The organism is Vibrio sp. Vb1574, assembly GCF_033338675.1.
In genome coordinates this window covers 1-22,397 of the sequence record NZ_JAWOTC010000011.1, presented here as the reverse complement: position 1 = coordinate 22,397, position 22,397 = coordinate 1, and the positions used below count along the sequence as shown (strand labels likewise).

General features: G+C 44.2%; 18 protein-coding genes. 8 read left to right on the top strand and 10 right to left on the bottom strand.

All coding sequences use genetic code 11. The features are described from left to right. Positions 1–19 precede the first annotated feature (19 nt). Complete coding sequence (locus R7O12_RS10025; protein ID WP_005382210.1) at positions 20–1,960, bottom strand: ATP-dependent DNA helicase; 1,941 nt, start codon at positions 1,958–1,960, stop codon at positions 20–22. A 218-nt stretch (positions 1,961–2,178) separates the two neighbouring features. On the opposite strand from R7O12_RS10025, the gene purU reads away from it, so the two are divergent. From purU to R7O12_RS10010, 3 genes are all read left to right on the top strand, one after another. Continuing rightward, on the top strand, positions 2,179–3,012 hold the full coding sequence (gene purU / locus R7O12_RS10020; protein WP_005382206.1) for a formyltetrahydrofolate deformylase: 834 nt from the start codon (positions 2,179–2,181) through the stop codon (positions 3,010–3,012). 206 nt (positions 3,013–3,218) lie between these two features. After that, positions 3,219–4,838 (top strand): S1 family peptidase, encoded by a 1,620-nt coding sequence (locus R7O12_RS10015; protein WP_005382202.1) that lies wholly within the window; start codon positions 3,219–3,221, stop codon positions 4,836–4,838. Positions 4,839–4,842: 4 nt separating this feature from the next. Further along, the gene (locus R7O12_RS10010) at positions 4,843–5,211 is read left to right on the top strand and encodes a hypothetical protein (RefSeq protein ID WP_171343123.1); all 369 of its coding nucleotides are present in this window, start codon (positions 4,843–4,845) and stop codon (positions 5,209–5,211) included. 73 nt (positions 5,212–5,284) lie between these two features. On the opposite strand, the gene R7O12_RS10005 is transcribed toward R7O12_RS10010, so the two are convergent. Further along, entirely contained in the window at positions 5,285–5,881 is a 597-nt protein-coding gene (locus tag R7O12_RS10005) for a VOC family protein (RefSeq protein ID WP_017819945.1), read from the bottom strand. Between the two features lie 220 nt (positions 5,882–6,101). Here R7O12_RS10005 and argS point away from each other — a divergent pair, with 220 nt between their 5' ends. The 3 genes from argS (at position 6,102) to R7O12_RS09990 (ending at position 9,040) form a co-directional block, all read left to right on the top strand. Then, positions 6,102–7,835 (top strand): arginine--tRNA ligase, encoded by a 1,734-nt coding sequence (gene argS / locus R7O12_RS10000; RefSeq protein ID WP_025517318.1) that lies wholly within the window; start codon positions 6,102–6,104, stop codon positions 7,833–7,835. A 104-nt stretch (positions 7,836–7,939) separates the two neighbouring features. Next, positions 7,940–8,368, top strand: a complete 429-nt coding sequence (locus tag R7O12_RS09995; protein WP_005382194.1) for an HIT family protein — start codon at positions 7,940–7,942, stop codon at positions 8,366–8,368. A gap of 150 nt (positions 8,369–8,518) precedes the next feature. Then, a complete protein-coding gene (locus R7O12_RS09990; protein WP_042523163.1) occupies positions 8,519–9,040 on the top strand; it encodes a YqhA family protein in 522 nt (173 codons plus the stop codon). Positions 9,041–9,148: 108 nt separating this feature from the next. Here R7O12_RS09990 and R7O12_RS09985 read toward each other — a convergent pair whose 3' ends face one another. From R7O12_RS09985 to znuA, 5 genes are all read right to left on the bottom strand, one after another. After that, positions 9,149–9,379, bottom strand: coding sequence for a FeoC-like transcriptional regulator (locus R7O12_RS09985; protein WP_005426709.1), 231 nt, complete (start codon positions 9,377–9,379; stop codon positions 9,149–9,151). Continuing rightward, the gene (gene feoB / locus R7O12_RS09980; RefSeq protein WP_213893644.1) at positions 9,376–11,652 is read right to left on the bottom strand and encodes a Fe(2+) transporter permease subunit FeoB; all 2,277 of its coding nucleotides are present in this window, start codon (positions 11,650–11,652) and stop codon (positions 9,376–9,378) included. Before feoB ends, R7O12_RS09985 begins: the two co-directional genes overlap by 4 nt. After that, a complete protein-coding gene (locus R7O12_RS09975) occupies positions 11,652–11,879 on the bottom strand; it encodes a ferrous iron transport protein A (protein WP_005382190.1) in 228 nt (75 codons plus the stop codon). The genes feoB and R7O12_RS09975 overlap by 1 nt, the downstream gene beginning before the upstream one ends. An 832-nt stretch (positions 11,880–12,711) precedes the next feature. Then, positions 12,712–16,089, bottom strand: coding sequence for an AraC family transcriptional regulator (locus tag R7O12_RS09970; protein WP_213893643.1), 3,378 nt, complete (start codon positions 16,087–16,089; stop codon positions 12,712–12,714). Positions 16,090–16,291: 202 nt separating this feature from the next. After that, positions 16,292–17,179: a zinc ABC transporter substrate-binding protein ZnuA gene (gene znuA, locus R7O12_RS09965; RefSeq protein ID WP_176310841.1), complete on the bottom strand. Its 888-nt coding sequence runs from the start codon at positions 17,177–17,179 to the stop codon at positions 16,292–16,294. 78 nt (positions 17,180–17,257) lie between these two features. Here znuA and znuC point away from each other — a divergent pair, with 78 nt between their 5' ends. Both znuC and znuB read left to right on the top strand, forming a co-directional pair. Then, positions 17,258–18,046: a zinc ABC transporter ATP-binding protein ZnuC gene (znuC, locus tag R7O12_RS09960; RefSeq protein WP_017634809.1), complete on the top strand. Its 789-nt coding sequence runs from the start codon at positions 17,258–17,260 to the stop codon at positions 18,044–18,046. Next, positions 18,039–18,824, top strand: coding sequence for a zinc ABC transporter permease subunit ZnuB (gene znuB, locus R7O12_RS09955; RefSeq protein ID WP_005382183.1), 786 nt, complete (start codon positions 18,039–18,041; stop codon positions 18,822–18,824). Before znuC ends, znuB begins: the two co-directional genes overlap by 8 nt. Before the next feature lie 119 nt (positions 18,825–18,943). Here the strand turns inward: znuB and sucD are convergent, their stop codons facing one another. From sucD to odhB, 3 genes are all read right to left on the bottom strand, one after another. After that, positions 18,944–19,816 (bottom strand): succinate--CoA ligase subunit alpha, encoded by an 873-nt coding sequence (gene sucD / locus R7O12_RS09950; protein WP_005382181.1) that lies wholly within the window; start codon positions 19,814–19,816, stop codon positions 18,944–18,946. Further along, positions 19,816–20,982, bottom strand: a complete 1,167-nt coding sequence (gene sucC / locus R7O12_RS09945) for an ADP-forming succinate--CoA ligase subunit beta (RefSeq protein WP_005382179.1) — start codon at positions 20,980–20,982, stop codon at positions 19,816–19,818. The genes sucD and sucC overlap by 1 nt, the downstream gene beginning before the upstream one ends. A gap of 213 nt (positions 20,983–21,195) precedes the next feature. Next, on the bottom strand, positions 21,196–22,397 hold a 1,202-nt coding region (gene odhB, locus R7O12_RS09940), incomplete at its 5' end, for a 2-oxoglutarate dehydrogenase complex dihydrolipoyllysine-residue succinyltransferase (RefSeq protein ID WP_318074709.1).

The window sequence follows — 22,397 nt, the reverse complement described above, 5'->3', positions numbered from 1 at the left end:
ACAACTCTCATTTATTGGGTTATGCCTCAGCACTTGCGTCTGTGACAGATTGTTCTGCTTTCAGGAATGCTTTGATTCCATCTAAGTCTCGCGTCCTTGGGATAGGTGGTAGACTTCCGAGGAAAATACCACCATAGTCTCGCGTGACAAGGCGATTATCACAAATGATCAACGCACCGTGATCCTTCTGATCTCGAATTAATCGCCCGACTCCCTGCTTTAACGTAATCACTGCATCCGGGATTTGTACTTCAGCAAATGGTTCACCGCCACGTAATCGACAATCCTCGATACGGGCTTTGAGTAACGGATCGTCAGGGGCGGTAAACGGTAATTTGTCGATAATAACACAGCTCAGCGCATCACCTCTAACATCAATCCCTTCCCAGAAAGCGCCCGTCGCCACGAGTAAAGCGTTACCCAGTTCCATAAACTCCGCCAAGGTTTTCTGCTTACTCATCTCCCCTTGCATTAACACAGGCAGCTCAAGTACTTCTCGGAACTTCTCACCCAGTTCACGCATCATGCTGTGCGAGGTACATAAAAAGAAGCAGCGACCATCATTTTCTTCAATCACCGGAGCAAGCATTCGGACTAACTTATCCGCTAAGCCGTTACTGTTTGGCTCTGGCAAATACCTTGGCACACAAAGGCGCGCTTGTTTTTGATAATCAAAGGGGGACGGCAGAGAAAATTGCTTTGTAGGCTTGAGGCCAAGGCGCTCAGTAAAGTGCTTGAAGTCGCCCGATACAGCTAGGGTTGCTGACGTGAAAATCCACGCGCCTTGTTTAATCTCTATTTGCTCATGGAACTTGTCCGCGACAGAAAGAGGCGTAATGTGCAGAGCGAAATGACGAGGCGAGGTATCGTACCAGTATGAGTAACCGGTAATATCGACATCACAGACGCGGTCGATGCGGCCTTTGATCAAATTGGCTCGTTCAAAAGCGGTATCCAGTAATTGACTGCGCCCTAAAGCTATTTTGAGTACATCAATCGCCAATTCGAGGCTATCAGTTAAGCGCAATAATTCTCGCTTAATAGAACCTGATTGCAACGCCTCACGCCAGTTGCCACGAAAGCCTGGCTCACCCAAGACAATCCGCATGTCCATTGCGCTTTGCATGAGTTTGTCGCCCACTTTTTGCAATTGACGCATATCTTTGGCTTCGGTGCGGTAGGCTATTTCAATGTCTTTGGCAAGATCGTGAATTTGGCGGCTTGAAACTGACTGGCCGAAATATTCGCTCGCAATATCTGGCAACTGATGAGCTTCATCAAAAATAAACACATCGGCTTCTGGAATCAGTTCACCAAATCCTGTCTCTTTGATCGCTAAATCAGCAAGAAATAAGTGATGGTTCACCACAACAATGTCGGAATCCATGGCTCGCTTACGCGCTTTCAATACAAAGCAATCGGTGTAGCTCGGACACTCTTTACCTAAACAGTTATCATTGGTTGAGGTGATGGTCGGAATGATCATGCTGTCTTCTGGCAGATCATCACAATCACCAAGGTCACCTGTTTTGGTTTCTGATGACCAAGCACGCACTTTAACCAGTTGAGTTAATAACGTCGGGTCAGATTCATTAGTGTGGCTTTCGACCATTTGGCGGCTCAAACGATCCAAACACAGATAATTAGAACGCCCTTTTAATAACGCCACTTGGCCATAAAAACCAAGCGCATTGACCATGAGCGGTAAGTCACGATGGTACAACTGCTCTTGCAAGTTTTTCGAGCCTGTACTGATGATCACTTTTTTACCGCTCAACAGCGCAGGGACTAGGTATGCGAAGGTCTTACCGGTTCCGGTTCCTGCCTCCACCACCAACTGGGTTTGATCTTTGATCGCACTGCTGACGGCTTCCGCCATATCGATTTGTGGCTGGCGAGCTTGAAAGCCAGGAATGGCCTTACCTAACGCGCCATCAGAGGAAAAAGTTTTTGCGATCATGCTTGGTATTGAGTTTGAAAAATTATCGAGAGTATATCAGAGGAATAGGAGTGACATCAGCCCACAATCTGACCAGCTTGCGGCGACACGCGGATATTTTGTTGAAACCAACGTAAGAATAGATTATTTATGGTGAAACATGGCAGTACAGTTACACCCGCTAGGGAATAATAACAAATTCGTACGCTAAAATATTAATGCATGGAAGTACCTGATTTATGGAAAAGAAAACACTGTTGACCCACTGTTCTGACGCCCCGGGCCTCATCTCGAAAATTACTAATATCTGTTACAAGCACCAACTCAACATCGTTCACAATAACGAATTTGTTGATAATACCAGTGGCCACTTTTTCATGAGGACGGAGCTGGAGGGATACTTCAACGATCAAACGTTTCTTGCCGACTTGGACCAAGCTCTCCCGCAAGGTGCTAAGCGTAAATTGGTTGGCTCTCGCCGTAAGCGCATCGTCATTCTCGTCACAAAAGAAGCGCATTGTTTAGGCGATATTCTGATGAAAACCTACGATGGAAGCCTAGATGTTGAGATCGCTGCAGTGGTGGGGAATTACGACAAACTGCAAACTCTCACTGAACGCTTCGACATTCCTTACCACCACGTGACCCATGAAAACCTTAGCCGTGAAGAACACGAGCAGAAGATGCTAGAAGTGATCGATCAATACGATGCTGACTTTTTGGTGCTAGCTAAATACATGCGCGTATTAACGCCGACGTTTGTTGAGAAATATCACCACAAAATCATTAATATTCATCACAGCTTCTTACCTGCTTTTATTGGCGCGAAGCCATATCAACAAGCTTACGATCGCGGTGTGAAAATCATCGGTGCAACAGCACACTTCGTGACTAATGATTTAGATGAAGGGCCGATCATCAAGCAAGACGTAATTCCTGTCGACCATACATTCAATGCCCAAGATATGGCGCAAGCGGGACGCGATGTAGAGAAGAACGTATTGAGTAAGGCTTTGAATAAAGTGATCAATGACCACGTCTTTGTTTATGGGAATAAGACAGTGATCCTGTAATCCCTCCGTACTAGTTACAACGATAGTGAAACCCGTCCAACTTGGCGGGTTTCATCTTTTCAGAAGATCCCCCCTCCAATTCTAACCATCAAAGTTAAACCGATACGTTATAATTTTTCATTTCTCCACAACTATTTACTGAGAGAATGATTCCGTTTATCATTTGCCCTCCTTATAATAAACCACGTTAATATTACGGAATTAAAATGAAAAAAACGTTAGTGGCTTTTCTGATTGGGCTGACTTTACCAGCAACCACAATCGCAGATACTCTTGAGCCTGTTCAGAATGATGTATCCACTCGCATTATCGGCGGCGAACCTGCCAACACTTCCGACTGGAAATTTATTGCTTCACTGGTACGTAAAGGACAACCTACATCTATTGGTCACTTTTGTGGTGGCAGTTTCCTAGGTGGAAAATACGTATTAACTGCTGCGCACTGTGTGGAAGGTCTTAATGCGGACGATCTGGATATCGTTCTTGGTCTTTATGACAAAAACAGAGAGTCTCAAGCACAGCGCATCGCCATTAAAAATATCTATTCACATGATGAATATAACAACATAACAACGAACAATGACATCGCTCTTATTGAATTAGAACGCAATATCGATAGCGCAACTATTGACCTGGCAACGCCAGAACTTTTAGATAGCGTACGCGTAGGAGACAAGTTGCACGTGGCTGGATGGGGAAATACGTCCACGACAGACCGAATATACCCAACCGTTTTACAACAAGTAGATTTGGAATACGTAGATCGAGCTACCTGCCAAAACCTACCAGGAAACTACTCTAATGTATCAGATGACGGTATTTGCGCCGGATACTATTGGGGAGGTAAAGATAGCTGCCAAGGAGATAGCGGCGGTCCACTCATCGTTGATGATAACGGTATCAACAAATTGCTAGGCGTGGTCAGCTGGGGGGATGGATGTGCTCAACCAAACGCTTATGGTGTTTACGCCAACGTCGCTCATTTTCAACACAATGGATGGATAGATAGCCATCGCAATACTATCAGCTTCACTAAGTACCGAGATCTTCGTTTCGTTGAGCGAAAAGCGCAGCAAGAGACCTTTACTATTCGTAATGACGATACTATCCCATTCAACATCTACCAAAGCACAATATCATACGGAAGTACCATCGAGAAAAGCACTTGTACTGGTACCTTAAAGCCTTCGCAAAGCTGTCAAATTACCGTCGGCTACCAACCTAGCTATTCGGGATCAGAAACAACGATAGAGCTCTTTACCGATCATCCGAAACTGTCCAGACTCACAACAACTTTCGAGTATTCAGGTGTAGATAAAGCAAGCAGATCAGTGCGTAATGCCATTCCGCTAGCAGACGCAAATGTTTATACCGGTCAAAACGCTTGGACGGCTGAAAATGGTGAACTGCAATCAGCGGATATGGGAGCTTATCCTGGTGTATCTGAGCTGGTTTTGACCGATCTTCCGAAGGGCAAACTTACCATGGATCTCAAAGTAATGTCCGATGGTTTTGATTACTTGTTCATCTTAGTTAATGGTGAAATTTACGATAGCACCAACCAACTCCTCGATTATAAAGAGATCCAGATCGATCTTTACAAAGCATCTAATACGATAACGTTTGAATACGTCCAACACCCGTTTTCAAGTGGCATTTACAGCGCGCAAGCATTTGTTCGCAACATAAATATGTCAGTCAGCACAGATAATACGGGCGATGCTGGTAACGACGTTAATAAAAAGTCTAGTTCAGGCGGCAGTTTATCTATTGGCCTACTGGTGTTAATGGCTGCAGGTTCATTCGTACGACGCAAAAAAAGGTAACGAGATGAAACATAGACTCAAGATATTCCTACTTGGTTTGGGCACTATCAGTTTAACTGCATGTTCAGCAAACGCAGGACTGCAAACAAACCAGACGTCTGAGCACCAAGCAATGATGGTAGAGACTTATAGGACAAGTGAGAGTCAAATTTCATTTATCACAGAGTCTAACGGCTGCAGTGAAAACGAGGACTTTAGCCTAAAAATAGAGCAAAGCTCACAGACAGAAGCTCTTATTACTATCGTTAGAGACAAGGCGGATCATTGTAAACGAATGCCGTTTCCAAAGACTTTCACACTCACTCTAAATAAAGAGTTGAAAGGCAAAAAACTTTCCATTACCAACCCAAAAAGCAAATCACCGGCTAAATAGTGATTCGCTTACGAAAAGGGAGCCTCGGCTCCCTTTTTACCTCTCGCAACTCAGCAATTCTCACTCTAGCGTTTTACGCCTGCTCAGACTCCACAATACGCTTAAGTGAATGCGGGTGCAGTTTGATACAAATGCCTTGGTACTTAAACGCCACGGTTGGGTTGTTCAAGCGTTCGCCATCCCCTTTCGGGCTCGACAGTTTGATCTTCACACCTAGCTCTTCCAACTCATTAAAACGCGCGCCAAACGCTGGGTAAGTGTGTTTCAAATCAGCAAGAAACTCGTCTGCAGTTTCGGCATGAGACGGAATCACAAACTCCACATGTTCCCAGCTTTCATTTGGGTAGATTTTGCCTTCCGCAGGGTATGGCAATTCCAGACACTCAATCTTCCAACCACGGCTTTCCAACGCTTTGTCGAATTCGATAACGATGATTGGACGACCGTTGATTTTCGCTTGTGAAATCACCTTACCGTATTGATTCCATGCTTCATGCGCGGCTTTTGCTGTTTCAGTATCATTAATTCGCAGCGCAATATGGTCAGCTTGAGCAAAGCTCAGATCCAGTTTTAACAGGGATGCAAGCTCTTCAATCTTCGCCATAAATGCATCCAGATCTTGGATCATCAATTTAGGCGCTAGGCGTTTTTCAACTAGTTGAGTCGTCATTGTGGTTCTCTTTTGGGGCGATTTATCTCATTACTCTGAGCGCAATAGTAAACGCAAACCAAACCACATTTCCATTCAATCGAAAAAGTATAAATTTCCCCAATTCCTCTCTGTATGAAAAGCAATAAAGTTGTTATCATTAGCCCCATTTTTGTGAACTCCAACAGAACTCGGCACTTACTTCGCCGAGTTCTTCGTCCTTGAATTGAAGGAAACGCGTGTGAATATCCAAGCACTTATTAATGACAAAGTATCTCAGGCTCTAGAAGCCGCTGGCGCACCTGCAGGCAGTCCTGCGGCAGTACGCCAATCAGCAAAGCCACAATTTGGTGACTACCAAGCAAACGGCGTAATGGGCGTTGCTAAAAAACTGGGTACTAACCCACGAGAATTTGCACAGAAAGTACTGGATGTTCTAGACCTAGATGGTATTGCAAGCAAGACAGAAATCGCTGGTCCTGGTTTCATCAACATTTTCCTAAGCGAAGAGTTCCTAGCAAAACAAGCGGAAGCAGCACTGGCTGACTCACGTCTTGGCGTTGCAGCAGACGAAGCTCAAACTATCGTTGCTGACTACTCTGCACCAAACGTAGCTAAAGAAATGCACGTTGGTCACCTACGTTCAACCATCATCGGTGATGCGGTAGTACGTACTCTTGAGTTCCTAGGTCACAAAGTGATCCGTGCGAACCACATCGGCGACTGGGGTACTCAGTTCGGTATGCTTATCGCAAACCTTGAGCGTGTACAACAAGAGTCTGGCGAAGTTTCTATGGAACTGGCTGACCTTGAAGGCTTCTACCGTGAGTCTAAGAAACTGTACGACGAAGACGAAGAATTCGCAGTGAAAGCGCGAAACTACGTTGTGAAACTGCAAAGCGGTGACGAGTACTGTGCAGAAATGTGGAAAAAACTCGTTGATGTAACCATGATCCAAAACCAGCGCAACTACGACCGTCTAAACGTGTCACTGACTCGTGACGACGTGATGGGCGAGAGCATGTACAACGACATGCTTCCTAAGATCGTTGCAGACCTAAAAGAACAAGGTCTTGCCGTTGAAGATGATGGCGCGCAAGTTGTATTCCTAGATGAATACAAGAACAAAGATGGCGAACCAATGGGCGTTATCGTTCAAAAACGCGATGGCGGTTTCCTATACACAACAACAGACATCGCATGTGCAAAATATCGTTATGAAGAGCTAAGCGCAGACCGTGTGCTTTACTTCATCGACTCACGTCAACACCAGCACCTAATGCAAGCTTGGACAATTGTTCGTAAGGCAGGCTACGTACCTGAGTCAGTATCTCTTGAGCACCACGCGTTCGGCATGATGCTTGGTAAAGATGGTAAGCCATTCAAGACTCGTGCGGGTGGTACCGTTCGCCTTGCCGACCTTCTAGATGAAGCAGAAGTTCGTGCAGCACAACTGATCGAATCTAAAAACCCTGAGCTAGATGCGGAAGAAAAAGAGAAGATCTCTAAAACAGTTGCAATGGCAGCGGTTAAATACTCTGACTTATCTAAACACCGTACGACTGACTACGTGTTCGATTGGGACAACATGTTAGCGTTTGAAGGTAACACAGCACCATACATGCAATATGCATACACTCGCGTAGCTTCTATTTTCGCTAAAGCTGGTGTTGCTATGGACGCTCTCCAAGGTGACATCAAAATCACTGATGAGAAAGAGAAAGCACTTATTGCTAAGCTTATGCAGTTCGAAGAAGCGGTTCAATCTGTCGCTCGCGAAGGTCAACCACACATCATGTGTAGCTACCTATTCGAACTAGCAGGTCAGTTCTCTAGCTTCTACGAAGCGTGCCCTATCCTAGTTGCTGAAGACGAAGCAGTGAAACAAAGCCGTCTGAAACTAGCAGCGCTAACAGCGAAGACCATCAAGCAAGGTCTGTCTCTACTAGGTATTGATACTCTAGAGCGCATGTAAGCGATTCTAGAATCGAGACGATTTAGAAAGGTTGACGTGAAAGCGTCAACCTTTTGTTTTATCTGGCGTATACTGATGTCATTCAATTCAAATCGGACAACATAATGAGTTTTGAACTGCACCCTCAACTGGCAAAAGACACCACCGTTATCGGCCACTTCCCACTGTGTGTGGCGCTTCTGCATAAAGATAACGCCGTGCCATGGGTTATCTTGGTCCCTAAACGTGCAAACCTAAAAGAGCTTCACCACTTGCCAATGCAAGAACAGCAACAGTTTTTGCTAGAGTCTCAAGCGGTAAGCCAAGCACTGGAAGCAACATTCCGTCCAGACAAGCTAAACCTTGGTGCGCTAGGTAATATGGTGCCACAGCTGCACATTCACCATATTGCTCGCTTCAAAGATGACGTAGCATGGCCGGGACCGGTTTGGGGGAACACCAAAGGTGAATTCCGTACAGAAGAAGAGCAAAACGAATTGCTTGGTCGCATTAAAAATGTGCTGTCACTGAGCTCTATTTTCCAAAAAGCATAAGCACTGCTAGCGAAAATAATTCGCCTTTGAATACGGCTGAAATAGACAGAGAAAGATTAATACGTATTTGTAACAATCTTTCTCATTTTTCTGGGATTATCACTAAAATAAAACTTGTTTAGACTACCAGCTCAGTTAGAGAGGGTCATCATGAAACAAGTCTTCAACACATTCCGATACGTCAGCTGGATCGCCATTATCTGTTCTATGGCTGCTTCATTCTTGCTTTTTCTTATGGGTGCAGCAAAAACCTATTCGGCATTTGCGGTCTTCATTCTCAATCAAACACCTCCAGAAGCACTCGCACATTTAGATAAAGCAGACATCGCGATCGCTTATTTGATCAAGTCACTGGATACGTTTCTTGTCGCACTAGTTTTGTTCATCTTTGCTCACGGCATCTACACACTATTTATTTCCAACAAAGCTAAAGCGAAAACACAAGAGCAGTCGGTTTTGCATTGGATCAGAACCCCAAACATCGGCCATCTAAAAAACATTTTGGCTGAAGTCATCATCGTGATCTTGTTTGTGAAGTTCTTAGAGCTCGTGCTGATTAACTTCGACAGCTTAGATTGGACGATCTTAACATTACCTATTTCGATTTTAGTTTTAAGTCTTGGTTTAAAGTTCCTAGGGTTAGGCGCGACTAAACACTCTGAAGAACATTAATTTCGCTGTATTCACAAACAATAACCAGCAAAATAAAAGCCGCATCATTGCTGATGCGGCTTTGTCGTTTTTACGTGATAATTTTTAGGTGACTAATTTTGATAGTCGCTACATGGTGACTGTCAGAGACAAACCATCTTGTTTAGTCACTGAGTAGCGAACTCGAGTCACGTCATGAGCTTTATTGGTGTCAACTAGGCGGCTAATTTTGCCCTTCTTAATCCACACACTTAACATCGCGTCAGCACCATCTTCACTCATCCCAAACTGCTTAGCCAGATCTGACTGGGAAACGGTTCCTTTGTCTGCAATGTATTGATAAAGCTCTTTTAAAATCATGCTACTTGCGCCTCTAATGCACCGTTTTGTTTCTTACCAACTCGTTTGAACACACGGTATGTGCCAAAGAAGATAGCTACGATCACTGCCATCCAAATGCCACTTGTCACTGGGCTATCTGCGAAATGCGTCAATTGGTTGTAGAACGTCGCACATAGGTAAGCCAAGCCCATTGTCCAAACCGCGATAAAGCGTGCGAACTTATGACCAAACTCACGTACGTAAGCCCCCATCGCCGCCACACAAGGTGTGTACAGTAGGATAAAGATTAGGTAAGCAAATGCGGCATTGCCAGAAGCAAACTGCGATTTAATGTTACCGAAGATAGAAGCATCGACTTCTTGTTCTTCGGCAACGGCATTTGAGTCAGTTAAGTCACCCACTTCAATGCCTAGTGGATCTGAGTAGCTCAAACCGGCTAGGTTTTCAGGGATACTCATTACTGCCTCTTCTAGGCTGCCCATTAGATCAAATTCTGCGTCTTCACCGTCGCTTGGCGTGGTGTATAGGCTGTTAAGCGTACCAACTACCGCCTCTTTTGCGAAGATACCGGTAATGATACCAACCGTCGCTGGCCAGTTATCTTCTTGAACACCGATTGGCGCGAATACTGGAGTCACAACTTGCGCAGCTTTAGAAAGCACCGAGTTTTCGCTGTCTTCGTTACCAAAACTGCCATCAGTACCCAATGAGTTGAAGAAACTCAGAATAGCAACAACGATAACGATGGTTTTACCTGCACCAAGTACAAAGCGCTTTAGCTTTTGCCAAGTTTTGATCACCACGTTTTGTAGCGTCGGAAGCTCGTAATCTGGCATTTCCATCACTAGGCTGTCGCTGCTACCTGGGTAAAGCGTGTGCTTAAGGAAAAGACCTGTGAAGATCGCTGCCACAATACCAAGTAGGTAAAGTGCGAATACAATGTTCTGGCCAGAACCTGGGAAGAATGCCGCAGCGAATAGCGCGTATACAGGCAGACGAGCACCACATGACATAAATGGTGCCATAGAGGCAGCCAGTTTACGCTCACGTTCTTGGTCTAGAGTACGAGTTGCCATGATTGACGGTACGTTACAGCCAAAACCAAGAACCAACGGTACAAATGCTTTGCCCGGTAGGCCGATCTTCTGCATCACTTTATCTAGTACGAATGCTGCACGAGCCATGTAACCTGAGCTCTCAAGTACCGCTAGGAACAGGTACAAACACGCGATAACCGGAATGAAGGTTGCAACCGTCTGGATACCACCACCGATACCATCAGCAAGAACCGTCACTAACCACACAGGCAAATGACCGTCTAACAAGTGATGCCCACCATCAACCAACAATGCGCCCACACCAATGTCAAAAAAGTCGATAAATGCACTACCGATGTTAATCGAGAACATAAACATCAGGTACATAACAACAAAGAAGAAAGGAATTCCAATCCACTTGTTCAAAATAAACTGGTCGAGTCTTTCAGTCACACTACGACTTAACTTGCCTTCGCTTCGGCGAACTTTTTTACACTGTTCATGCAGATGCGTGTACTTAGTATCCGCGACATGCAAATCGATATCCAAATCTAACGTCGTAATGACTTCCAAGACTTTGCTTCTATCAATATCAGAAAGACTATTGAGCACCATTGTGTCTTTTTCAAGCGCACGAATCGCTAGTGCACGATGAGCGACGTTTTGGTCGTTAAAAAGTGCGGAAACCGTTTGAATTGCCGACTCCATCTTCTCACCGTAATGCAAAGACAATTCTTTAAGTGGCACTCCTTGAACGATGGATTTATGGAGCTTTTCTCTAAACTCTGCCACTTGAGTTTTATTGGTTGCAGATAAACTGACAACCGGACAACCTAACGTTTTCTCAAGCTCTGCAACGTTAATCATCTGACGTTCACGCTTTAGCGCATCCATCTTGTTGAGGACAACAATCATAGGGCGACCAAGTTCGCGAAGTTGCAGCGTCATATATAAGCTGCGCTCTAAACTTGTAGCATCCACCACGTTAATAATGAGATCAGCAGGATGAGTTAGAACCGCACGCGATGCGATGGATTCATCAATACTATTACTATCATTACCACTGTCTAATGAGTAAATACCCGGAAGGTCAGTGAGCAAAAACTCATCCCCAGCATGCTTGAATTGTCCCGTTTTCTTTTCAACCGTGACGCCTGCCCAGTTACCAACTTGCTGTTTTGCGCCAGTTAAACCATTAAATAGCGTCGTTTTACCACTATTAGGGTTACCTACGGTTAGCACTTGATATTGCATTACACTCGCTCCACTTCAATTTTCTGAGCAATTGTTTCTCGCAATGCGACAGACACACCACGGACTTCGACTTGTAAAGGATCGCCCATTGGCGCACGTCGAATCACTTTGACTTCTGTATTGGGAAGCAGCCCCATTACCATGAGTTTCTTTCTGATATCTGATGAAAGACCATCTAACAACCGAATCGTCACCGTATCGCCAGGATTAATCTCTGATAACTTCATAGTGGCCCTTAAGAGTATTGCTAATGAGAAATATTATTATTTAATAAGTTTAGGTTGCCAATATTACTCCCCTATACCCCTTCAATCCTTGTGTGAAATCAAAGATTCCGTAAATGTTTTCACGCTTTCAAACGTTAACTTCGTAAATTTCCTCTCGTTATTTACGTCAAAATTAACAATTAAAAATGACACCTAACGAAACAAAAATGTCACAAACCAAGATAGAAAACAAAAAATGCAAATTAAAACAGTGGGTTAATTAAAAAACAAAACGTTGTCGCTTTTCTCATATAAACATGGCGTTATTTTTATAAGAAAAATAAGTAACCTCTCGTATAGTTACTCCATCGAGAGGGCAACCTCTCTAATAAATTCCAGAGGTGGCATGGCAACATGTCACTCCGGCAGCAAGCGAAGGTGTCCTTGACACCCGTGGTATAGTCCCCCCGGCTATACCACGATATTTTTTTCACCTCTTTCAAAACTTCTTTACCTTATCCATCTTTTCAACACAGTTTTCGTTTTCACGAATGTCGCATGCCATCACTCCCCCAAATGAACAACGCTCTTTTGATACAGCAATACAACTGTCATTTATTTGTTGCAACTATCAGTAAATCATTCTCTTGAAGCCATTTATGCTTATTGCTATGAACATCGCGACTAACAGATAGAACGTGATCGTGCTTACGTGTTGAGAATGGATTTGTAGGCTAGATGTGATGAAGAAACAATGAAACTTACTGCGTTAGCAACTGCAGCAATAATAGAGCACTGTATGCAGCTCCCCAGCATCTTAACTATTAATTAGGGAGCGTATAATGAAGGTTTTCTAGTTAATTTCTTGGCTTTCTTGAGTCAAAGCAAACTTGGAAGGGGGCAAACCAAAATGCAGCTTAAACTTTTGGCTAAAGTAAGATGGATCATTAAAGCCACAGTTAAAGGCGACTTCACTGATTTTCTCACCCGCCAATAACTTTTCACACGCCGTTTCCAAACGAACCTCTGTGACATAGTCTTTTAACGTTCTTGACGAGGCAGATTTAAAACGTCTCTGTAAAGAGCGTTCAGACATATACAGCATTTTAGCGGCTGACGCAGTGCCAAATTCAGGATCATGGTAATGCTCTGCCACTAATTGATAGACTTTTTGCAACCACTCTTTCTCTGGTGTGACTTGATCTTCTGCAATAGTTACAGGATTGAGTTCTTGCTGCGGTTCATCCAGATAACTCCTTTCCTTCGCAGATGGCCATGTAATCTCGACTTTGTTTTGAGCATCAGAAGAGAAGACAGCCAAATAACCACCACTCGTTGTCACTAGTTGGGCAAGGTGGTCAATACTCAACTCAGAGTGATTTAAGTTAGATGGAAGCCCAGTCGCGACTTTATTAGGTAATTGCGTCCCGTAATCAAGAAAGCTCAATGACACAATATCATGTCCCTCTTCTAGCATAATTCTAACCGTTTGACCTCGGAAAGAGCGCTTGATGATATTGGCAAAAATGCTATTGAAAATAACATCAAGATTAAAACTTTCCAGAGCAACCCGGCTCTGCTTGCTCTCATCTTCTAGCTCTACCAAAATACCCGCTTTTGCAAAGTCATCTTGCCATACATCAACCACTGACTGAGTTATCTGACTCAAGTTGTAGTTCTGACTCCCACCACTTACATCACTTGGAACACTTTTGAGTTCATTTAACTGCCAATTCGTTTTAGCCAAATGATCCTCTGTCGCAGTATCCAGAGGCATAGGTAGTTTCGCCACAATAAAGTCGACGCTTGATTTTATGGATAGAGCTACATGGTCTACGAGTAGGTTTCTAACTTGAATCTGTTTACGTAATTGCTGGTTGCTCGTAAGCAACACTCTACTTTGATGTCTTAACTGATTCGTTTTGAGAGTCACTTGAGCTGCTAGATCACGGTTAGCCTGTACAACGTAGCGAGAGCGCCAGAAAACAAGTAATGCGACGACCGCAATACTAGCTACGACAAAGCCTAAAATAGCAAATCGCGATAGATACCAAGGATGAAGGACGATAAAGTGAGATTCTAAACCAACGACTCCAGTGGCAACTTGAGACTCATTACTGACCTGCAAGTGATATTCACCGGAACTAAGGTGCTCGAGTGTCAGTTGGCCCCCCTCTAACGTTTGCCATGGGTCATCGTTGTTCAATCGATAGTACAAATTTTGACTGTCTGGTTTTGGCATCACACCGAATAAAAAACTCAGCGAAGATCCATATGGCAGTGTGAGCCCATTCAGATCGGCACTACCAACTTGCAGAACTTCATTTTCAAGCACTACTTGGCTAACAATAAACTTAGACTCTGGGGGATTAGATACAAGCAGCTTGGATGCTTCTGCTTTTACGAGTCCGTACTTCGACCCCAGAACAAGCTCTCGCTCACCAATTTCTGTCTGCTGTATAACGCTACAAATACCAGGGAGGAACTCATTGTTCATTAAGCCTGATGACGATGAGTAATGTTTCACTAACTCACCCGAAAGGTGGTAATAGCTTAAACCGACAGAGGAAGCTAACCATACACCTTGCCTGTCTCTGATCAAGCAAGCAGGTCTGGCGTTGGGCTCACTCATTTCAACAACACGTTTTTCATCGCTTCGTGTATCAGTTTTAAACACACCATAAGATGAAGCAAACCACTGGCTGCCATCAACCGCCGTGGTCATGTCTAATGATTCACCAAACTTTTCTGAAAAACGGATAAACTGGATGTTGTCATTACTGTATTGGTATACGCCATGATCGGTGCCTATTAATAGGGCGTCTTCAGTATCATATAGGCGCGTAACCTTAGCAGGCAAATACTGACTTACTAGCCACTCACTTCCAAAGTTTCGTACGCTTTGTGCAGCAGTATCAACATTGTAAAGATGGTATCCGCTTGATACCCAAAGACGGTCATCACCATCAACGGTCACATGCTCTACGGCATGTCCAGCCATAACCTGTAAATAAGGAAATGTAATCTTGTTGAGACCATTTAGCTCAAATATTTCCAGCCCTTTTGAGGTTGCAAGCCAAAGCATGCCGTTTTGAAACGCAAATTCATTGATCTGCGACTCCAACTCTAAGACTTGGTTAATCCCACTCTTTCCTGAACGATAAATCTTTCGGTCATCAGCAAACCAAAGCGCACCATCAGGACCTTCAATAGTTTGCCGAATTCGTCCTGATAGGGTGTGTGAGTCATAACTACTAAAGGTCACTCGTTCAAATTTTTTACTAAATAGCGAGTAATAACGAATACCTTGGTTAGTCGCAATCCACATCCCTCCCATATTGTCGCTCAACAACGAATAAATCTTCGTGTTATCTAACTCTAACTCAAGAAAGCTTGCAGGCGCGACTTCGGTGACCTCACCTGAAAAAAATGAGTACAAATAAAGGCCATGCTCTGTCCCCACCCAATACTCTTGATTTGTCTCTGCGAATGTCAAAACATGTGAGCCGCCAATTCTAATCACTTCTTTATCAGGCTGGTAAATGTTGAAAATTAAAGCGCCACGCAATGTACCTATCAAAATTTCTCTTCGCGTGTGTGAATAATAGACTTTCTCAATGTAGTTTTGACCTGAGGCAGCGACATGGTCAAACTTATCACCTTCAGAAAGATAGAAGCCGGAAGTCGTTGCTAGTGCCCACTTCGTTTCAACTAGCACCGCATCATTAATGTAAACGTAGCTATTATTACTATGTTGATAGAGCTGCAATAGAGAGAAAGAGTTTAACTCGCTAGTGTCGATATTGTAGGTATAGAAATGCGCGCCATCACTCACCCAAATATAGTTCTTTGAAGACCCTATTTTTCTTATTTGTGAGCCTGGATTTAAACTAAAGACTAAACGTCGCTCCTGATTTGGATAAGTTCGATAGACCTCATTTTCAATAAAGGTCCAAAAAGCACCTTTATGATAAGCCAACTGCTTGGCCGACGTTTGTAGGAAGCTACCTGATTTAGGCAATATAGTTTGACCATCGTAAAACAGGACTCTCCCGTGTACGTCATGAATCCACAAACCGCCCTTTTCACCCAAGAACAACTTTTTAGCCGCGATAAAAGTACCCTTTGCCTGAGTTGGCAAAGGGTAAAAGATTGCATTTGCATTATGAAGCGCAAATGCTTGGTAGGATAAGATAAAGCCCAACAGAGCAAGGGCTAATTGGCGTAGCAAGACGAAAACCTTTTGTATCAATTTGTGCTCTGAAAGTGACCGTTCATCGTTTGTAAAACATGGATTTATACGGTTATTTTGAGCTGATAATTATTGGTAATGATATCTCAATTACTTTCTGAGAAAAGGCTCGCCTTACCAAAGGTTGTAATTCTTACTACTGGATCACGTTAAAAAGACTACTCCTACATTACGACAGCACTTAATCTGACTTTTTGTTCAAGCATTGCTCAAAACTATTCGCCATATTGTTGAGAAAAGTAAAGTAACTGCCAGGTTTTGCTTCAATTGTACTCCCTAACGGGTCAAGCTCGCCTTTAGCAACATCACTGCCTCTCATTACGCTCTGAACGACAGCCGGGGTAAACTGAGGTTCAGAAAATACACAAGCCACATCTCCACCACTTAGCTTTTGACGAATTTGAATTAAGGTCTTCGCTCCTGGCTTGCGTTCTGGGCTCACAGTAAAATGCCCCATTTGATTTAGTTCATAACGATCTTCGAAATAACCGTAAGCATCATGGAATACAAAGTAACCTTTGCTTTTTACTGGTGCCAGCTTCTGCTTTATCTGTTGGTCAGTGTCTTTTAGCTCGAGTTCAAACTTTTTGAGGTTCGCTTGATATTGAGCTGCATTTTCCGGATCAAGTGATACAAGTTGATTCACAACAGCCTTGGCCACTTGTTGTGCTTGGCTTACACCTAGCCAAAAGTGCGGATCATGTGAGCCATGATCGTGCCCATCATGGTCATGGTTGTGCTCACTATCAAATTCACGCAATTCTAGATTTGGAATTTGACTAATAGTCAAAGTATTCGATCTATCCGAAACAACTTTCTCTAGAAACGGTTCAAGATCATGTCCGTACCAGATAACCAAATCAGCCGAAGCGACCTTTTTAACATCCGATGGACGCAAAGCATAGTCATGGGGTGATGTGTTAGACTGCAATAGCACGTCTGGTGAAGTTACTCCTTGAGTAAGCTCTGTTACTAACAACTGAATAGGTTTGATACTCGTCAGTACCGTTACCGCCTGTGCTGGCAGTGTTAACATTGCTGAGGCAGCAAGAATTAATGCTCTTTTCATAGTTTTACTTGGGATATGGCGTGGAAAGTGAGATAATGTTACATTATAACATTATTGATTTGCAAATGAGTTTCATTCATGTCTTCCTTAGTCCATCTTGAGCAGTTATGCGTCGAGTTCGATGGCCGCAGAGTTCTCGATAACATTAGTATGGAATTAGAAAAGGGCAAAATAACTACCCTAATTGGTCCCAATGGAGCGGGAAAATCAACGTTAGTCAAAGTTATCTTAGGTCTTCAAAAGCCAACTAGCGGCAAGTTGAACCGACAAAGAAAACTGAAAATTGGTTACGTTCCTCAAAAGTTGAAGCTCAATGACTCCCTTCCATTGAATGTAACCCGCTTTCTAAATTTAGCAGGAAAATACAGTAAGCAGGAGTGCATTGATGCATTACGGCTTGTTGGCGCTGAACATTTACTTAATAGTAATATGCATCGCTTATCCGGTGGTGAAAACCAACGAGTGTTACTGGCTCGCGCTCTGCTTCAACGTCCTCAGCTATTGGTATTAGACGAACCAGCTCAGGGGGTGGATATCCAAGGTCAAATCGATCTCTATGACTTAATTGAGAGCATTCGTCACCGCTTTGATTGTGGCGTATTTATGGTATCGCATGACTTACATTTAGTGATGGCGAAAACGGACGATGTTATTTGTCTGCATCACCATGTTTGCTGCTCAGGTTCACCTGCCACTATTACTCAGCACCCTTCTTACATCGCACTATTTGGCAATGCAGCGAGAGAGTCTCTCGCGTTTTATCATCACGACCATGAGCACCATCATCACGATTTATCCGGAACGCCAGTAAGCGGTGATGCGATATCATGCTCCCACCATAAACACGGACATCACCATCATGATTGAGTTTCTCCTACCTTCTATTCTTGCTGGTATTGGTATCGCGATCATTGCCGGTCCACTTGGGTCATTTGTCGTTTGGCGTAAAATGGCTTACTTCGGAGATACCCTAGCTCATGCATCGTTAATGGGCCTAGCGCTGGGCTTCTTGCTCAACGTAAATCTCTACCTTGCGCTACTCGTCTGCTGTTTAGCTCTGGCCGTTTTGCTTGTCACTCTGCAAAAGCAACAACTTGTGGCTACAGACACGTTGTTAGGTATCTTGGCACACAGTGCACTCTCTATCGGTTTAGTATCGGTTAGCTTTTTGGAAAACGTGCGCGTCGATTTAATGAGCTACCTATTTGGGGACTTACTTGCCGTCTCTCCACAAGATCTGATGTTTATTTACGCAGGTGTTGTTGCGGTGAGTGCGTGTTTGTACGTCTTCTGGCGCCCACTGCTTTCTAGCACTGTTAGTGAAGAACTTGCCGCTGTTGAGGGCGTGAATACAGACTTAGTTCGATTGGTGTTAATGCTAATGGTGGGTGTAGTAATCGCAGTAGGTATGAAGTTCGTTGGCGCGTTGATCATGACTTCGCTCCTAATTATCCCAGCAGCAACAGCACGTAAAGTCTCTTCATCACCAGAGCAAATGGCATTGTTCGCATCTATTATTGGCTCAGTGGCAGTACTGATGGGGCTTAGCCTATCATGGCACTTCGATACACCGGCCGGCCCTTCTGTAGTGATCAGCGCAACATCCTTATTTATGCTGAGCCAGCTGATTAAAAGCAAAGCATAATCGCATTGAGCATTAAACGCGAAAGACCTTGCTAACAACAAACATAAACCCACGGAAACGGAAAAAGAAAAGCCTGCGAAGTCGCAGGCTTTTTAATACTTATTAAGTAGTGTGGTCGATTACCAACCCGTCACTTCACGTAGACCTTGGCCAATCTCTGCTAGAGATTTCACAGTTTTAACGCCAGCCGCTTCTAGTGCAGCAAATTTGTCTTCAGCAGTACCTTTACCACCAGAGATAATCGCACCAGCATGGCCCATACGCTTACCAGGAGGTGCAGTTACACCAGCAATGTAAGAAACCACTGGCTTCGTTACATTTTCTTTAATGTATGCTGCTGCTTCTTCTTCTGCAGTACCACCGATCTCACCGATCATAACGATCGCTTCTGTCTCAGGGTCTTCTTGGAACAGTTTTAGGATATCAATGAAGTTTGAACCCGGGATTGGGTCACCACCGATACCAACACAAGTAGACTGGCCGAAACCTTCGTCAGTGGTTTGTTTGACTGCTTCGTAAGTTAGAGTACCGCTACGAGATACGATACCTACTTTACCTTTCTTGTGAATGTGACCAGGCATGATACCGATCTTACACTCATCAGGAGTGATAACACCCGGACAGTTAGGACCGATCATGCGAACGCCAGTTTCTTCTAGCTTCACTTTTACGTCGATCATATCTGTAGTAGGGATACCTTCAGTAATCGTTACGATTAGCTCGATACCCGCGTCAATCGCTTCTAGGATTGCATCTTTACAGAAAGGTGCTGGTACGTAGATGACTGTCGCTGTTGCGCCAGTCGCTTCTACTGCTTCGCGTACTGTGTTGAATACAGGTAGACCTAGGTGAGTTTGGCCGCCTTTACCTGGAGACACACCACCAACCATTTGCGTACCGTATGCGATAGCTTGCTCTGAGTGGAAAGTACCTTGACCACCAGTGAAACCCTGACAGATTACTTTAGTGTCTTTGTTAATTAATACAGACATTATTTAGCCTCCGCAGCAGCAACAACTTTCTGAGCAGCGTCAGTTAGCGACTCAGCAGCAATGATATCAACATCAGAATTAGCAAGAACTTCGCGACCTAGGTCAGCGTTAGTACCTTCAAGACGAACAACAACAGGTACGCTTACACCTACCTCTTTAACCGCACCGATAATACCTTCTGCGATCATGTCACAACGTACAATACCACCGAAGATGTTAACAAGTACCGCTTTCACATTGTCATCAGATAGGATGATCTTGAATGCTTCAGCAACACGCTCTTTCGTCGCGCCGCCACCTACATCTAAGAAGTTAGCTGGTTTGCCGCCGTGTAGGTTTACGATATCCATCGTACCCATTGCTAGGCCTGCACCGTTAACCATACAGCCAACGTTACCGTCTAGTGCTACGTAGTTCAGCTCCCACTGAGCTGCGTGTGCTTCACGCTCATCTTCTTGTGAAGGATCGTGCATTTCACGAAGCTTAGGCTGACGATACAGTGCGTTTGAGTCGATGTTGATCTTACCGTCAAGACATAGCAAGTTGCCTTCGCCAGTAATCACAAGTGGGTTGATCTCTAGCAGAGCAAGATCGTACTGAGAGAACATAGTGCCAAGACCCATAAAGATCTTAACGAATTGTTTGATTTGGTCGCCTTCAAGACCAAGTTTGAACGCTAGCTCACGACCTTGGTAAGCTTGTGGACCTACTAGTGGGTCAATTGCTGCTTTGTGGATGAGTTCCGGCGTTTCTTCCGCAACTTTTTCAATTTCCACACCACCTTCGGTAGAAGCCATGAAAACAATCTTACGGCTAGCACGGTCAACTACCGCACCTAGGTATAGTTCGTTCGCAATATTTGAAGCTTCTTCAACAAGGATTTTTGTTACTGGCTGACCGTTAGCGTCAGTTTGGTAAGTCACTAGGTTTTTACCTAACCACTTCTGTGCAAACTCTTTAACGCCTTCTTTTGTATCGTGTAGCTCTACGCCACCCGCTTTACCACGGCCACCAGCGTGAACCTGACATTTAACTACTTTCTTGGCTGTACTAATACGGCCTGCGGCTTCAAAAGCTTCTTGTGGTGTATCACACGCGTAGCCTTCTGGCACAGGCAAACCGAATTCTGCAAACAGCTGTTTGGCTTGGTATTCATGCAAATTCATTTCGATATTCCGTTTGTTTTTCCCTTAAGGGATTTATTATTTCCATAACGCTGCAGTCTTGGCTGCTTGTACGTCTGTAGGGTCTTCTCAAATAAATCCTTCATCATGAGTTCTCATACTGAAGGATTCAAATGAAGGCCAAACGTTGAGCTAGTCTAGCCATTGAAATTTTTAACGTCTAGCTACCTACGATAACTAGACGTTTTAGCGATATTAAACGTCTAATAGGAGACGTGCTGGGTCCTCTAGTAACTCTTTAATCGTTACTAGGAAACCAACTGATTCACGACCGTCAATTAGGCGGTGATCGTAAGATAACGCTAGGTACATCATCGGCAAGATTTCAACTTTGCCATCCACTGCCATCGGACGCTCTTGGATCTTATGCATACCAAGAATCGCTGATTGAGGTGGGTTGATGATTGGTGTAGACATAAGTGAACCAAACACACCACCGTTTGTGATAGTGAAGTTACCGCCCATTAGCTCGTCTACCGTTAGCTTGCCATCACGACCTTTGATAGCCAGCTCTTTGATGCCTTTTTCAACATCAGCGAAACCAAGCTTGTCACAGTCTTTTAGGACAGGTGTAACTAGACCACGTGGCGTTGATACCGCCATGCTAATGTCGAAGTAGTTGTGGTAAACAATGTCATCGCCATCAATCGAAGCATTTACTTCTGGGTAACGCTTAAGCGCTTCTGTTACTGCTTTCACGTAGAAAGACATGAAGCCTAAACGAATACCGTGACGCTCTTCGAACTGATCTTTGTACTGCTTACGAAGGTCCATGATTGGTTTCATGTTCACTTCGTTAAACGTCGTTAGCATTGCCGTGTTGTTCTTCGCTTCTAGCAGACGGTTAGCAACTGTCTTACGAAGGCGAGTCATTGGAACACGTTTCTGACTGCGAGCCGCTGCCGGCACGTCAACCACTGCTGGCGAGTCTTCTTTTGACGCAGATTTAGCGTTCGCAAGATGCGCTTCAATATCTTCGCGCGTAATACGACCACCAACACCAGTGCCTTTCACTTGGCTTGCTTCTAAGCCATGTTCAGCCAATAAACGGCGCACTGCTGGGCTTAGTGCGTCATTACTTTCTTCGCTAAGCGCAGCTTTGTGACGCTTATCAGGAGATGCTTCAGTACCTTCTGTTTTGTCTGCAGTTGGTTCACCTGCAACTGCGCCTGGCTTCAATTTAGCAATGATTTGTTTAGAAAGTACTGTCGCACCTTCTGCTTCAACAATAGCTTCTAAAACGCCAGCTTCCGGAGCTGGAACTTCTAGCACAACTTTGTCTGTTTCGATGTCAACCAAAACCTCGTCACGCTCTACTGCGTCGCCTGGTTGTTTGTGCCATGTCGCTACGGTTGCATCAGCAACTGATTCAGGTAAATCTGGAACCAGAATTTCAA

Excerpts from the sequence above, each read along its gene's own strand:
- R7O12_RS10025 (WP_005382210.1), bottom strand. The coding sequence starts at position 1,960 with ATGATCGCAAAAACTTTTTCCTCTGATGGCGCGTTAGGTAAGGCCATT.
- purU (WP_005382206.1), top strand. The coding sequence starts at position 2,179 with ATGGAAAAGAAAACACTGTTGACCCACTGTTCTGACGCCCCGGGCCTC.
- R7O12_RS10015 (WP_005382202.1), top strand. The coding sequence starts at position 3,219 with ATGAAAAAAACGTTAGTGGCTTTTCTGATTGGGCTGACTTTACCAGCA.
- R7O12_RS10010 (WP_171343123.1), top strand. The coding sequence starts at position 4,843 with ATGAAACATAGACTCAAGATATTCCTACTTGGTTTGGGCACTATCAGT.
- R7O12_RS10005 (WP_017819945.1), bottom strand. The coding sequence starts at position 5,881 with ATGACGACTCAACTAGTTGAAAAACGCCTAGCGCCTAAATTGATGATC.
- R7O12_RS09995 (WP_005382194.1), top strand. The coding sequence starts at position 7,940 with ATGAGTTTTGAACTGCACCCTCAACTGGCAAAAGACACCACCGTTATC.
- R7O12_RS09990 (WP_042523163.1), top strand. The coding sequence starts at position 8,519 with ATGAAACAAGTCTTCAACACATTCCGATACGTCAGCTGGATCGCCATT.
- R7O12_RS09985 (WP_005426709.1), bottom strand. The coding sequence starts at position 9,379 with ATGATTTTAAAAGAGCTTTATCAATACATTGCAGACAAAGGAACCGTT.
- feoB (WP_213893644.1), bottom strand. The coding sequence starts at position 11,652 with ATGCAATATCAAGTGCTAACCGTAGGTAACCCTAATAGTGGTAAAACG.
- R7O12_RS09975 (WP_005382190.1), bottom strand. The coding sequence starts at position 11,879 with ATGAAGTTATCAGAGATTAATCCTGGCGATACGGTGACGATTCGGTTG.
- znuA (WP_176310841.1), bottom strand. The coding sequence starts at position 17,179 with ATGAAAAGAGCATTAATTCTTGCTGCCTCAGCAATGTTAACACTGCCA.
- znuC (WP_017634809.1), top strand. The coding sequence starts at position 17,258 with ATGTCTTCCTTAGTCCATCTTGAGCAGTTATGCGTCGAGTTCGATGGC.
- znuB (WP_005382183.1), top strand. The coding sequence starts at position 18,039 with ATGATTGAGTTTCTCCTACCTTCTATTCTTGCTGGTATTGGTATCGCG.
- sucD (WP_005382181.1), bottom strand. The coding sequence starts at position 19,816 with ATGTCTGTATTAATTAACAAAGACACTAAAGTAATCTGTCAGGGTTTC.
- sucC (WP_005382179.1), bottom strand. The coding sequence starts at position 20,982 with ATGAATTTGCATGAATACCAAGCCAAACAGCTGTTTGCAGAATTCGGT.